Annotated in this window: 11 protein-coding genes and 1 pseudogene; 8 read left to right on the top strand and 4 right to left on the bottom strand. The window is 45.9% G+C overall.

The window, feature by feature from the left end:
• Positions 1 to 251: 251 nt before the first annotated feature.
• The 4 genes from bepA to FR741_RS04350 are packed head-to-tail and all read left to right on the top strand — an operon-like array spanning position 252 to position 3,103.
• A complete protein-coding gene (gene bepA, locus FR741_RS04365) occupies positions 252 to 1,703 on the top strand; it encodes a beta-barrel assembly-enhancing protease (RefSeq protein WP_012841513.1) in 1,452 nt (483 codons plus the stop codon).
• Between the two features lie 16 nt (positions 1,704 to 1,719).
• Positions 1,720 to 2,070 carry an arsenate reductase (glutaredoxin) gene (arsC, locus tag FR741_RS04360; RefSeq protein ID WP_005380410.1) on the top strand — a complete coding sequence of 117 codons (351 nt, stop codon included), beginning with the start codon at positions 1,720 to 1,722 and terminating at the stop codon, positions 2,068 to 2,070.
• Complete coding sequence (gene wrbA / locus FR741_RS04355; protein ID WP_012841512.1) at positions 2,071 to 2,640, top strand: NAD(P)H:quinone oxidoreductase; 570 nt, start codon at positions 2,071 to 2,073, stop codon at positions 2,638 to 2,640. It begins immediately after the preceding gene.
• 22 nt (positions 2,641 to 2,662) lie between these two features.
• Complete coding sequence (locus tag FR741_RS04350) at positions 2,663 to 3,103, top strand: DUF2069 domain-containing protein (protein ID WP_012841511.1); 441 nt, start codon at positions 2,663 to 2,665, stop codon at positions 3,101 to 3,103.
• A 140-nt stretch (positions 3,104 to 3,243) separates the two neighbouring features.
• Here FR741_RS04350 and FR741_RS04345 read toward each other — a convergent pair whose 3' ends face one another.
• Positions 3,244 to 4,452 (bottom strand): DUF2066 domain-containing protein, encoded by a 1,209-nt coding sequence (locus FR741_RS04345; protein ID WP_167426326.1) that lies wholly within the window; start codon positions 4,450 to 4,452, stop codon positions 3,244 to 3,246.
• A 310-nt stretch (positions 4,453 to 4,762) separates the two neighbouring features.
• On the opposite strand from FR741_RS04345, the gene FR741_RS04340 reads away from it, so the two are divergent.
• Entirely contained in the window at positions 4,763 to 6,016 is a 1,254-nt protein-coding gene (locus FR741_RS04340; protein ID WP_167426325.1) for a uracil-xanthine permease family protein, read from the top strand.
• 122 nt (positions 6,017 to 6,138) lie between these two features.
• Here the strand turns inward: FR741_RS04340 and upp are convergent, their stop codons facing one another.
• Positions 6,139 to 6,765: a uracil phosphoribosyltransferase gene (gene upp, locus FR741_RS04335; RefSeq protein WP_041852906.1), complete on the bottom strand. Its 627-nt coding sequence runs from the start codon at positions 6,763 to 6,765 to the stop codon at positions 6,139 to 6,141.
• Positions 6,766 to 6,944: 179 nt separating this feature from the next.
• On the opposite strand from upp, the gene purM reads away from it, so the two are divergent.
• Positions 6,945 to 7,985 (top strand): phosphoribosylformylglycinamidine cyclo-ligase, encoded by a 1,041-nt coding sequence (purM, locus tag FR741_RS04330; protein WP_167426324.1) that lies wholly within the window; start codon positions 6,945 to 6,947, stop codon positions 7,983 to 7,985.
• Positions 7,986 to 8,136: 151 nt separating this feature from the next.
• Positions 8,137 to 8,793: a phosphoribosylglycinamide formyltransferase gene (gene purN, locus FR741_RS04325; RefSeq protein WP_145473579.1), complete on the top strand. Its 657-nt coding sequence runs from the start codon at positions 8,137 to 8,139 to the stop codon at positions 8,791 to 8,793.
• A gap of 371 nt (positions 8,794 to 9,164) precedes the next feature.
• Here purN and FR741_RS04320 read toward each other — a convergent pair whose 3' ends face one another.
• Together FR741_RS04320 and lpcA are read right to left on the bottom strand one after the other, a co-directional pair.
• Entirely contained in the window at positions 9,165 to 10,010 is an 846-nt protein-coding gene (locus FR741_RS04320) for a class II glutamine amidotransferase (protein ID WP_006741678.1), read from the bottom strand.
• Between the two features lie 51 nt (positions 10,011 to 10,061).
• Positions 10,062 to 10,638 (bottom strand): annotated as a pseudogene (lpcA, locus tag FR741_RS04315) (D-sedoheptulose 7-phosphate isomerase).
• A gap of 376 nt (positions 10,639 to 11,014) precedes the next feature.
• Here lpcA and fadE point away from each other — a divergent pair.
• Positions 11,015 to 13,459, top strand: coding sequence for an acyl-CoA dehydrogenase FadE (fadE, locus tag FR741_RS04310; RefSeq protein ID WP_167426323.1), 2,445 nt, complete (start codon positions 11,015 to 11,017; stop codon positions 13,457 to 13,459).
• The last annotated feature ends 149 nt before the right edge of the window (positions 13,460 to 13,608 follow it).

The raw sequence follows: 13,608 nt of genomic DNA, 5'->3' as shown, positions 1-13,608 counted from the left end.
CATTGTATTGCTCTGCACTTATGATAGGGTTGTATTGTAACGGCTTTTTGAGCTGGTGCTAGCACTTCTGACATGATTTAACCACATGCTGAAATGACTCGGATATAAAATAATTTACGAAACCAATTCATTTATTTCCGGTCTTATTGCTAGCTTATATCCTCGCGGATAACCAAAACGCATGTGGCGCTGTTAAGAGGTTCTCAGCCTCTAACCACATGCTTATGTATTTTGGAGAACCTTTTAAACGTATGTTAAAACGCACTCGCTCGCTAGTTTGCTTATGTCTTGCAGCTGCAATCAGTTCGCCGACAACTTATGCCAATAGCATTGACTTGCCAGACATTGGCACGGCTGCTGGTGGCACGCTCTCAATAGACCAAGAGTTGATTTACGGCGACGCCTATATGCGTATGCTCAGAGCCAGTAAACCTATCGTTAATGATCCTGTTATCAATGAGTATATTGACGCTCTCGGGCACAGATTAGTAGCCAATGCGAACGATGTAAAAACGCCGTTTCACTTCTTTATGATTCGCGACCGCAATATTAACGCGTTCGCGTTTTTTGGTGGTTACGTAGCGTTGCACTCTGGGTTGTTTCTTCATGCGCGTTCAGAAAGTGAGTTGGCCTCTGTTGTTGCTCACGAGATTGCGCACGTCACACAACGCCACCTTGCGCGCAGCATGGAAGAGCAAGCACGTCGCTCTCCGGCCACATTAGCTGCACTCGCTGGCGCATTACTGCTTTCGATTGCCTCACCAGAAGCGGGGATGGCTGCAATTACGGCGGCAACCGCAGGTAACATGCAAAGCCAAATCAACTACACTCGCGCAAATGAGAAAGAAGCGGACCGCTTTGGTATTTCGACACTGGCAAAAGCTGGTTTTGATGTTCAAGCAATGCCACGTTTTTTTGGCCGTCTTGCAGATGAATATCGTTATGCGAGTAAACCGCCGCCAATGCTACTGACTCACCCACTACCTGAAGATCGAATTACCGATAGCCGTGCACGAGCAAGGACCTATCCACCAATGCGTGTTGTGCCTTCAATAGACTATCACCTAGCGCGTGCGCGCATTGTGGCTCGTTACGCTGGCATTGATGGACAAGCTGCTTTGGGCTGGTTTGAACGAACTCAAAAGAAAGCCTCTGCGGACATCACACCTGCTTTTGACTATGGGCGAGCACTCGTACATTTAGACAGCAAACGCTTGTCTCAAGCGGAACCTATTTTGAAAAAGTTGCTGGAGCAGGACCCAAGTAACCCGTTCTACCTGGATGCTATGACGGATTTATATATCGAGAAGAAGCAGCCAGAAAAAGCAACCGAGATGCTCCGTAAAGCGTTATCTCGGAACCCTCAAAATAAAGTATTGACCATTAACTATGCCAATGCACTACTTGAGGACAATAAAAACGATCAAGCCACGCGAGTTCTTCAAAGATACACTCATGATTATCCTGAAGATACAAATGGCTGGCACCTAATATCGAAGAGCTACCACGCGCTAGGACGTAGTGATGAAGAGTTGGCTGCGCGAGCGGAAATTTTGGCGTTGCGAGCAAACTGGAATAAAGCGATTCAATATTATAGTGAAGCAAGTAAAATGGCCAAGTTGGGCAGCTTAGAGCAAGCTCGATACGATGCCCGTATTGACCAACTCATGATCCAAAGAGATCGATTCATGGCATTACAATAACGAAATGGAGAAAACCATGTCAGTCGTGATTTATCACAACCCTCGTTGCTCAAAGAGCCGTCAAACACTTGAACTGCTTGAGCAAAATGGTGTTACACCGGAAGTCGTCAAATACCTAGACACACCACTTAACGTAGATGAGCTAAAAGCGCTGTACGCACAACTTGGCTTTTCATCTGTACGTGAAATGATGCGCACCAAAGAAAGCGAATACAAAGAACTTGGCCTAGGCGAAGACTCTGTTAGCGATGAGCAATTGTTCGAAGCAATGGCGAAAAATCCAAAATTATTTGAGCGTCCGGTGGTAGTTGCCAACGGCAAAGCGAAAATTGGTCGACCACCAGAGCAAGTGTTGGATATTCTATAAATGGATTGCCAGATCCTTATTTTGTATTTCAGCCGTCACGGCTCGACAAAACAACTGGCAAGACAGATAGCAAGAGGAGTCGAATCGACTCCTCAATGCCAAGCAATTTTGCGTACAGTTGAAGAATTGTCACCTCACTCACACTCCCCTTCTGATCCAATTGTTACTCTAGAGGAACTGAAAACGTGCGACGGTCTAGCGTTTGGCAGTCCCGTCTGGTTTGGCAACATGGCTGCGCCTTTAAAGCACTTCTGGGATCAGACTACATCTTTATGGGTCAGTGGTGACTTAATCGATAAGCCAGCTTGTGTCTTTACCTCTTCCTCTTCGATGCATGGTGGTCAAGAAACAACGTTACAAAGCATGATGACCCCTTTATTGCATCACGGGATGATGGTTTTGGGCATTCCTTATGCCGAACCAGAGCTACACACTACGCAGTCCGGAGGCACTCCGTATGGCGCCAGCAGTGTAGGCCATGAGGCAACCCTCAGCAGTGAAGAGATTCGTCTGGCACAACAATTAGGCAAAAGGCTGGCAACTGCAGCGTTAAAACTAAAAGTCTGTTAGTAAAATCAAGGATAGTTAATCGATGTCTGACTCTTTAGACCAAACACCACTCGGTACACAGGCTAAAACCTATCGTTACCTAGCTTTATTTGGCAACTTAGCCTTATTAGCCTGGGTCGCAATTTGGCAGCTTGCGTTGTCCCCTCACCCTCACCTTAGCAGCACAACACTTGCTATTGCTTGGTGTATTCCGCTATTACTTCCGTTGCCTGGTATTTTGGCTGGTAAGCCTTACACTCATGCTTGGGCTAACTTTGTTCTTATGCTGTATTTCTTGCATGCGCTGACCATCCTTTATGTGGATGGTGGAGAACGTTGGCTTGCGGCAGTAGAGTTGCTCCTGACTTCACTCGGTTTCGCTGGCAATATTTTGTTTGCTAGAGCGAGAGGCAAAGAGCTAGGTCTTAAGTTGAAGCGCCTCTCTCAAGTAGAAAAAGAAGAAAAAGCGAAATTCAATAAATAACGCCAATCGCAATCAATCACTGAGCATTGGTTCGAATACGAATTTAGAAAACAAAAAGAGTCGCTATTGCGACTCTTTTTTACGCTTACCACATTGGTGTTTGATCCTTGCGCTTTACGCCTGGAAAGCTATCAATGCGATTACGATGCCGAGCGCCACTCGTAGATCAAGTCATACTGTTCTCGGACAGGCTCCACAATCATCGGCTGAGTTGGGTGCGTTTCGTCCTTTGCTTCCGCCGCGATATCCGCAGGCACTTCAGACTGCACTTTTTCTACCATAGCTGTATCTTTAGCTTCATTCATCGGAGCAATTGGCTCTGCTTCTTGAGTTAAAGCTGGGGCATCAACTTCACCCAAAGGATCTTCAAAAACCATTAATTGAGAAATAGAAGAAGCTTCTTTCTCAAAAGCTTGTTGAGATGCCAAAAGATGGATGTTGAGCGTCAGCTCATCACCTTGGACACGCTTAATTTCCGTACCCGCAACCGAATTAAGTTGTTTTAACGCATTCTCTAAACGGAAGAAGTCCGTGGCAGACGTTACATTAAGGACTTTCACCGCCAACGCTTTTGAAGATTTTCCAGATACTACCACTGCGCTCTTACTCGCGTAGTAGTCAGCGATGCCATCAACCATCTCAGCAATGGCATTGGCGCCTGATGCGGAACCGTTACGCGGAGAGCGCTGTGCTTCAACAATTCTCATTGGTGATTGATCGTATAACGTCCAGCGAATTTGTTCACCTTGAGCGCGCACAACTAAAACGGCATCCGCTGGGTAGCGCTGGCTCGCTTGGCCAATTGGCTCAATAAAGCCGCCCCAAAGATCAGAAACATTAACACCAGTTACATCATCAAAATCACCAACCGGGATCGTGATCGGCAAGCCTCTCGATTTCGCAGCACTGCGAAGTGCTACAACGTTTGAAGAGTCGGAATGCTCCCAAGCAATATTACGATCGTAGCTCTGCTCTTCCACCATCCAAACCAAAATATTGGCGCGATTTGGCGACCAAGATGGCAATTGTGCTTGTGTTAAAAGCGAGCTGATTTGGTCACTGTTAAACAACATTTTTAAGCTCGCTTTTCCATCAACCTGCCCATAGCTCAGTTGGGAAATGTAACGCGCACTTGAACCAAGTGCCTTTTTAATCACTGGATTGCTTAAAGAGGATTGAGAACCGGTCGCTCGAACAATCACATCCTGCATACCTTGTTGACGAGCCAGAGACTCACCGTCGTTCTGCTCACTGTCGATAACCACTTCGGCACGATAGATATCCACCTGAGTTAATGCATATACTGGTAGGGACAACCAACCTATCAGTAAGAGAGCTAAATAGCGCATAGTTTTTATAATCCTCTGAACAAGAACCCGAATAATAAGCAACTATCAAATCTTGAGCAAGGTAAGTACTGAGTAAATTGTCTGTATTATGACCAGCTTTGTTAACTCGGGTCTCAACGAGCACTCTAGCGTTGTTTTTCATCGTCACGCAAGACTCGTAAAAGAGGCCAATTTGCAAGCAACTAACTCGCAAAAACGCTATTTATGGGAAAGATTCAATCGAAAGTTTGATCCATGCAACGTTGCAAACGATTGCTGGATGATAGTATTCGCCGGATTTGTCTGCGTATCTTGAAAATAGGGAATTATTATGAAAAACGCGTTACAAGGCGCTCAAATGCTCTTTGTCGCTTTTGGTGCTTTGGTGCTTGTGCCGCTGCTAACTGGCCTTGATCCAAATGTCGCCCTCTTTGGTGCCGGTGTCGGTACTCTCCTCTTCCAATTAATGACTAAACGTTCTGTTCCCATCTTCCTTGCCTCTTCTTTTGCGTTTATTGCTCCTATTATGTTCGGTATCCAAACTTGGGGTATCGGCGCAACGATGGGCGGCTTAATGGCAGCGGGCCTGGTTTATGTGGCTCTAGGGGCGATGATCAAAGTGCGTGGTGTTGGATTTATCCATAAAATTCTCCCGCCTGTTGTCGTTGGTCCTGTGATCATGGTGATTGGTCTTGGCCTTGCTCCAACAGCAGTGAACATGGCGGTAGGGAAAACCGGTGATGGTGCTGCACAGCTTGTTAATGGTGATGCTGCGATCATCATCTCGGCGGTCTCACTGCTCACAACCATTGTACTAAGCGTGTTTGCAAAAGGCTTTTTGAAGCTCGTTCCAATTGTCGGTGGTATTCTTGCAGGTTACTCTGTTTCTCTATTCTACGGGGTGGTTGATTTCACTCCAGTAGCACAAGCGGCTTGGCTAGCTATGCCAAACTTCACCGCGCCAGAGTTCAACATAAACGCAATCTTGTTCATGATTCCTGTCGCTATCGCACCTGCGGTAGAGCACGTAGGTGACATGCTTGCTATCTCAAACGTCACAGGTAAAAACTACCTGAAAAAACCTGGCCTTCATCGCACAATCGCAGGTGACGGGGTGGCAACTATCGTAGCCTCGATGGTGGGTGCTCCACCAAACACCACTTACAGTGAAGTTACAGGAGCGGTAATGCTAACCAAAGCATTTAACCCTGTGATCATGACTTGGGCTGCGATCACTGCAATCGTACTTGCATTGGTAGGTAAGCTAGGCGCGGTTCTTCAAACGATTCCAGTACCTGTCATGGGCGGTATCATGATTCTGTTGTTCGGCTCTATCGCCACAGTAGGCCTCAACACACTGATCAAGAATAACGTTGATTTACATAAGTCTCGCAACCTAGTGATCGTTGCCGTAACACTTGTATTTGGTATTGGCGGTATGGCTTTCGGTATTGGTGAGTTCAGCCTACAAGGTGTGAGCCTATGCGGTATCGTGGCAATTATTCTTAACCTTGTGTTACCAAACGATTTAGGTGAAAACCACGTTGTAGATAACGCACAAATGGAAGAAGAGAACGCGAAATAGTGCGTCTGCGCTGCTTTACTGAGTGGCGCATTTTATTCTTCTCGTATTATAGATATAAAAAAAGGCTTGGTTTTCACCAAGCCTTTGTTTTTTCTGTTCAGTCGTAGTAATACATTAAAGAATTACTTAGTACCGAAGATCTTATCACCTGCATCACCTAGACCCGGTACGATGTAGCCTTTGTCATTTAGCTTCTCATCGATTGCCGCAGTGTATAGCTCCACATCTGGGTGTGCTTTTTCTAGCGCTTCAATACCTTCTGGTGCAGCAACAAGTACCAACACTTTGATTTGGTTACAACCTTTCTCTTTTAGAAGATCAATCGTAGCAATCATAGAACCACCCGTTGCAAGCATTGGGTCAACAACAAGCGCAATACGCTCATCGATGTTAGAAGCAAGCTTGTTGAAGTAAGGAACTGGCTCAAGTGTTTCTTCATCACGGTAAATACCAACAACACTGATACGTGCGCTTGGCATGTGCTCAAGAACACCGTCCATCATGCCTAGACCTGCACGTAGGATTGGTACTACGGTTACTTTTTTACCTTTAATTTGGTCTACTTCTACCGGACCGTTCCAACCATCAATGGTCACTTTTTCTGTTTCAAAGTCTGACGTTGCTTCGTAAGTAAGTAGGCTACCGACCTCAGTCGCTAACTCACGAAAACGTTTTGTGCTGATGTCACCTTCTCTCATTAGACCAATTTTATGTTTTACTAGAGGGTGCTTTACTTCAACAACTTTCATGTCCATCTCCGGCTATAGTTGGCAATATTTAAACAAACCTTCAGATTATACATGATTTTTACAGGGATATCAGGATAAATCACTAAAGAAAAAAACAGACGCAAACGTTTGCTATCTATGTTTAAGCACTGTTAGAATAGCGCCGTTTTCATATCCAACTTAATACCGAGGACTTCCCTGTGAGTGGTAACAACTCTTCTCTTAGCTATAAAGACGCTGGTGTAGATATTGATGCAGGCAACGCGCTTGTGGATCGTATTAAGGGTGCGGTAAAACGTACTCGTCGCCCTGAAGTTATGGGTGGTATCGGTGGTTTTGGCGCGCTATGCGAATTGCCAACCAAATACAAACAACCTGTACTGGTTTCTGGTACTGATGGCGTAGGTACTAAGCTTCGCCTAGCACTGGATATGAACAAGCACGACACTATCGGCATCGACCTTGTTGCGATGTGTGTAAATGATCTTATCGTGCAAGGCGCAGAGCCACTGTTCTTCCTAGATTATTACGCAACAGGCAAACTAGACGTTGATACCGCAGCGGATGTTGTTTCAGGTATCGCTGAAGGGTGTGTTCAAGCAGGTTGCGCCCTAATTGGTGGCGAAACTGCGGAGATGCCTGGCATGTATGAAGGCGAAGACTACGACGTTGCTGGTTTCTGTGTTGGCGTAGTCGAAAAAGAAGACGTGATCGACGGCACGAAAGTCGCTGCTGGTGATGCACTTATCGCTGTTGGCTCAAGCGGCCCACACTCAAACGGTTACTCCCTTATCCGTAAAATCCTAGAAGTATCTGGTGCAGATAAGAACGAAGAACTAGCAGGTCGCACTATCGGTGAGCACCTACTAGAACCAACTAAGATTTACATCAAATCAGCACTTAAGATGATTGAGAAACACGACATCCATGCGATTTCTCATATCACTGGTGGTGGTTTCTGGGAAAACATCCCACGTGTGCTGCCTGAAGGCACAAAAGCAGTTATCGATGGTAACAGCTGGGAATGGCCAGTGATCTTCAAGTGGCTACAAGAGAAAGGCAACGTCGACACACACGAAATGTACCGTACGTTCAACTGTGGTGTGGGTCTAATCGTTGCACTACCTAAAGACCAAGCGGAAGCCGCGGTTGCTCTTCTTCAAGAAGAAGGTGAAAACGCATGGGTGATTGGTCAAATCGCGCAAGCAGACGCGAATGAAGAGCAAGTTGAAATCCAATAATTTGCAAATCGAGCCCACAAGATAAAAAGAATGAGGACACTAGATGACTAGGTCCTCATTTTGCTATCTAGAACAATAAAAACCATTCTATTAGTAGGTAGTTTAGAAGCTACATAACTCTAACCTACAATACCAAGGCACTCTCGACATCATGAAAAACCATACCCTAAAAAACATTGTGGTCCTCATCTCGGGTAACGGAAGTAACCTGCAAGCTATCTTGGAAGCTTGCGAAAACAGCATGCCAAACGCACGAGTAGCAGCCGTGTTCTCTAACAAAGCCGATGCTTTTGGTTTAGAACGTGCAAAAAACTTTGATGTAGACGGTCACTTTGTCGACCCTAAAGCATTCGACTCGCGTGAAAGCTTTGATGCAGAGCTAATGAGTCAAATCGATGAATACCAACCAGACGTGATTATTCTGGCGGGCTACATGCGTATTCTGAGCAGCGAGTTTGTTTCTCATTACATGGGTAAGATGATCAATATCCACCCTTCTCTTCTACCAAAATATCCTGGGCTACACACACACCAGAGAGCAATTGATGCTGGCGACAAAGAACATGGTACGAGTGTGCACTTTGTAACGGAAGAGCTTGATGGTGGCCCTGTCATACTGCAAGCAAAAGTTCCGGTGTTCGAAGACGATAATGCTAGTGTACTTGCAGCACGTGTTCAGGCTCAGGAGCACCGAATCTACCCTATGGTGGCTAAGTGGCTGGTAGACGAGCGGTTGATCATGAAGGATGGTAAAGCCTATTTAGATGGCGCAGAACTTGGCGCACACGGTTACGCCTCCGATGAGTAGTCCTGAAACCAAACTCCAAACACAAAAGAGCAGCCTGAGAGCTGCCTTTTGTTGTTTTGAAACTTATAAACTTGATTCAAGAAAGCCGCAGTGCGACTAGAAACCTAAAACCCAACATTCTAAAAAATCCCATAACCACTTGAGTAACACAACACTCGGAAAGTAAATTCTGAATCTGGTTCGTTCCTCACCGTTCAGAATGACGTGGTGTTTTATGAGAAATTTCTATCCATTTACGTCTTTCCGGCAAGCCTTAGCAAGACTAGGAAGCTAGAAAGTATGAGAGTTCACCAGTATCCGCATTCGGTTGAAAACGTATAAAAATAAAGCTCGCGATTAAGCGAGCTTTACGAGTTGTTCCGAATTAACCGCTATTCTAACGGCTCAGTTGGCGCCTGATTGCCCGGTTTCGCCGCTGCAAACGGCACATTCACCAGTTCAGAGGCATTGTTTTTCACTAGTTCACCTAGGTGAAACAAGCCGTACTCGCCAGGTTTCATCCGCTGCCAAGCTTCGTTACCCGTTAAAGGTTGAGTCGCGATCACAGAAACAATGTCATGTGGCGTTGTTTCTTCTTGGAAGTTAATTTCCACATCTTCATCAAGCAAAGCGGCTTTACCAAACGGTGCGCGTCTCGTGATCCAATACAAGTGATTGGTGCAATACGTCATTACATACTCACCATCACTCAGAAGCATGTTAAATACACCCTTCTCTCTTAGCTCATCACAACATTTAGCAACATATAAGAATACCGATTCCATGTCCTTTGGCGGCTCAGGATATCGATCTTCCATTTGCTTCAGTAACCAACAAAAGGCCAGTTCGCTATCTGTCTCGCCGACAGGTCGGTGTCGACCCGTATGTAAGTCTTGATAACCTGAGAGCTGACCGTTGTGCGCAAACGTCCAATACCTCCCCCACAGCTCACGTGTAAAAGGGTGAGTATTTTCTAAATTAACGCCGCCACGATTCGCCTGTCGGATATGGCTAACGACAGCGCGACTTTTGATAGGATAATTTTGCACTAACTCTGCAATTTGCGACTCACAACTTGGCTTGGGATCTTTGAAAGTTCGAAAACCTTTCCCTTCGTAGAAGGTAATTCCCCATCCGTCACGATGTGGGCCAGTTCGACCTCCACGCTGCATGAGCCCGGTAAAACTGAAACAAATATCCGTCGGAACATTAGCGCTCATACCGAGCAATTCACACATGATTTAAAAAACTCCCTAACAACACAGCTCGAAAAGGTGGCCGTGAAACGACTATTCCATCTCTTTTTCAATCAACTGAATGATGATATGAATAATCTTAATATGAATTTCCTGAATGCGGTCCGCATAACCAAAGTGTGGCACGCGGATTTCAATATCGGCAAGCCCTGCCATTTTGCCGCCATCTTTGCCTGTTAGTGCAATCGTCTTCATGCCTTTCGCTTGCGCCGCTTCAATCGCTTTCAGGATGTTACCTGAGTTACCTGAAGTCGACAGACCAAACAGTACGTCACCTTTTCGACCAACGGCTTCTACATAACGGGAAAACACGAAGTCATAACCAAAGTCATTACTCACGCAAGAAAGGTGACTTGGATCTGAAATAGCAATACCAGCATAGCCAGGACGGTTTTCTCGGTAACGGCCTGTTAANTNTTCGGCAAAGTGCATCGAATCACAGTGANAACCACCGTTACCACATTGACAGTACTTTACCATCTTGCTTGAATGAGTCAGCAATCATTTTCGCCGCTGCTTCGATTTGCGCAATGTTATGGTCATCGCTTAAAAATTTGTTGAGCACTTCAGCAGCTTCGTTTAATTCACTTCTAATCAGATCATGGTACATAAGACGTTCTCTTTATTATTTCGGCTTCAGTCAGTCCTAGATTCACTGAGCAAATTGTTCTGATACCAATTTGGTATCGGACATTTCATAAACCTGAACTCGGGTTTGATTACTCTGAGTTTACCCACAAACGAGAATTAGTGTCGATAGTGAACCAACAGATTTAGATTGGTGATGGTAATAAACTTGTCAACTTGCTCATGAAACCATCACTCAAATCGCAACTTTAGAACTTTAACTCTACTTAGATCACTTTTTATCCAATCTTATGTTTTACATTTCCTTAATATTTTGATTACACTTAAACCAACTGGTTAGACCTCTTACCTAACATACAGACGTACAACACTTATAAAGTCTGAAAAGGAAAATACATATGGACATCTTGCTCACAATCATCACGATGACGGTCGTGCTAGGCATTACGCTCTACCACCGCATGTCTCTCGTGAAATCTATTAGTTTACTCACAGCAGCTATGTTAGCGCTCACAGTAATAGGCGCGGTTGGCGTTACTGGTTGGACGATTTACATTCTTACTGCCGCTGTATTCGCGGTTCCTGGCGTACGTCAGTCTTTGATAAGCCGCAAAGCATTAACGCTTTTCAAGAAAGTGCTGCCAGCTATGTCTCAAACCGAAAAAGAAGCGTTAGACGCAGGTACCGTCTGGTGGGAAGCCGAGCTATTTAAAGGCAAACCAGAGTGGCAAAAGCTTCACGCAATTCAAGCACCTAAATTAAGTGCAGAAGAACAAGCCTTTTTAGACGGTCCAGTGAATGAAGTGTGTGCCATGGTGAGCGATTTCCAAGTGACTCACGAACTCGCAGACTTACCGCCAGAAGTATGGCAATACCTGAAAGATCACAAATTCTTCGCCATGATCATTAAGAAAAAGTACGGTGGTCTTGAGTTCTCAGCATACGCTCAATCACTAGTACTACAAAAACTAACGGGTGTTTCTGGCGTTCTATCGTCTACCGTTGGTGTTCCTAACTCTTTGGGCCCTGGTGAGCTACTGCAACACTACGGTACTGAAGATCAGAAAAATCATTACTTACCGCGCCTAGCTGAAGGTAAGGAAATCCCTTGTTTCGCCCTAACGAGTCCAGAAGCAGGCTCTGACGCTGGCTCTATTCCAGATTACGGTGTGGTTTGTAAAGGCGAATGGGAAGGAAAAGAAGTACTGGGTATGCGCCTGACTTGGAACAAGCGCTACATCACCCTAGCGCCAGTCGCAACGGTACTAGGCTTAGCATTTAAACTTCGAGATCCTGAAGGTTTGCTAGGCGACAAAGAAGATCTTGGCATCACTTGTGCGCTTATCCCAACTGATGTCAAAGGTGTTGAGATTGGTAACCGACACTTCCCGCTCAATGTGCCTTTCCAAAATGGCCCAACGCGCGGTAAAGACATCTTTGTTCCTATCGATTTCATTATCGGTGGTGAAAAAATGGCGGGCCAAGGTTGGCGTATGCTGGTTGAGTGTCTATCGGTTGGTCGTGGTATCACGCTACCTTCAAACTCAACAGGTGGCATCAAAACTGCGGCAATGGCAACGGGCGCTTACTCACGCATTCGTCGCCAGTTCAAACAACCTATCGGTCACATGGAAGGCGTAGAAGAGCCATTGGCACGTCTTGGTGGTAATGCTTACGTGATGGATGCAGCAAGCAACTTAACCGTGGCAGGTATCGACTTAGGTGAAAAGCCATCAGTAATCTCAGCTATCGTGAAGTACCACTGTACTCATCGCGGTCAGCAAAGCATCATCGACGCAATGGACATCGTAGGCGGTAAAGGTATCTGTATGGGACCTTCTAACTTCCTAGCGCGTGGTTACCAAGGTGCGCCAATCGCGGTAACGGTTGAGGGTGCAAACATTTTAACACGCTCAATGATCATCTTTGGTCAAGGTGCGATTCGCTGTCATCCATACGTTCTTGAAGAAATGAACGCCGCGTACTCTGATGCCAGTGATGCTGTAGAGAAGTTCGATAAAGCGCTTGCTGGTCACGTGAGCTTTACCATGAGTAACCTCGTGCGCAGTATCTGGTTTGGTTTGAGCGACGGTTTAGGTTCTTCATCACCAACCAAAGATGCAACCAAGCGTTACTACCAACAATTGAACCGTTACAGCGCAAACCTTGCTCTGCTATCGGATATCTCAATGGCAGTGCTAGGTGGCTCTTTGAAGCGTAAAGAGCGTCTATCAGCGCGTCTTGGTGACATTCTAAGCCAGCTATATTTGAGCTCTGCGACGTTGAAACGTTTTGAGCAAGATGGCCGCCCAGTCGAAGATTTACCATTAGTACACTGGGGTCTACAAGACAGTTTGAAACAAGCGGAAGTGGCGGTAGACGAATTCTTAGCAAACTTCCCGAACAAAGTGATTGGTCGTGCACTGCGCGTGTTAATCATGCCATTCGGTCGTGTACGCAAAGCGCCAAGCGATAAACTAGACAGCAAAGTGGCGCGCATTCTACAAACGCCTAGTGCAACGCGCTCACGCATTGGTCGCGGTCAGTACCTTGAACCAACCGAGCACAACGCAGCAGGTAAGATTGAGCTTGCCCTGTCAGTCATTCTTCAAGCTGAGCCAGTGTTCGACAAAGTATGTAAAGCGCAAGGCAAACGTCGTCCATTCCTACGTTTGGATATGATTGCTCAGGAAGGGCTAGAGCAAGGCTTGATCACGCAAGAAGAAGCCGACCTACTAAGAGAAGCTGAACAGCATCGTCTGGATACAATCAACGTTGACGACTTCGAGCCGGAATTGCTCGCCGCAAAGCCGCTATACCCTCAGATGGATAGCGTTGCTTAACTCTCTAATCTGAAACCATACAACGGGAGTGACAACTCCCGTTTTTTATTGCTACCAGAATAGCCTTCATAACACCTCACACCACGAAGAACCTCTGCGCAAGCGCAATAAAATCCACGCACTCCGACCCTTCCCCCGATTTCCAGTGA

This window comes from Vibrio diabolicus (assembly GCF_011801455.1).
Taxonomy (GTDB): Bacteria; Pseudomonadota; Gammaproteobacteria; order Enterobacterales; family Vibrionaceae; genus Vibrio; species Vibrio diabolicus.
The sequence above is the reverse complement of the archived record's forward strand: the minus strand, read 5'-3'. Positions and strand labels throughout refer to the sequence as shown.

What these genes read in the sequence shown, in the direction of transcription:
- bepA (WP_012841513.1), top strand. Translation starts at nt 252, where the DNA reads ATGTTAAAACGCACTCGCTCGCTAGTTTGCTTATGTCTTGCAGCTGCA.
- arsC (WP_005380410.1), top strand. Translation starts at nt 1,720, where the DNA reads ATGTCAGTCGTGATTTATCACAACCCTCGTTGCTCAAAGAGCCGTCAA.
- wrbA (WP_012841512.1), top strand. Translation starts at nt 2,071, where the DNA reads ATGGATTGCCAGATCCTTATTTTGTATTTCAGCCGTCACGGCTCGACA.
- FR741_RS04350 (WP_012841511.1), top strand. Translation starts at nt 2,663, where the DNA reads ATGTCTGACTCTTTAGACCAAACACCACTCGGTACACAGGCTAAAACC.
- FR741_RS04345 (WP_167426326.1), bottom strand. Translation starts at nt 4,452, where the DNA reads ATGCGCTATTTAGCTCTCTTACTGATAGGTTGGTTGTCCCTACCAGTA.
- FR741_RS04340 (WP_167426325.1), top strand. Translation starts at nt 4,763, where the DNA reads ATGAAAAACGCGTTACAAGGCGCTCAAATGCTCTTTGTCGCTTTTGGT.
- upp (WP_041852906.1), bottom strand. Translation starts at nt 6,765, where the DNA reads ATGAAAGTTGTTGAAGTAAAGCACCCTCTAGTAAAACATAAAATTGGT.
- purN (WP_145473579.1), top strand. Translation starts at nt 8,137, where the DNA reads ATGAAAAACCATACCCTAAAAAACATTGTGGTCCTCATCTCGGGTAAC.
- FR741_RS04320 (WP_006741678.1), bottom strand. Translation starts at nt 10,010, where the DNA reads ATGTGTGAATTGCTCGGTATGAGCGCTAATGTTCCGACGGATATTTGT.
- fadE (WP_167426323.1), top strand. Translation starts at nt 11,015, where the DNA reads ATGGACATCTTGCTCACAATCATCACGATGACGGTCGTGCTAGGCATT.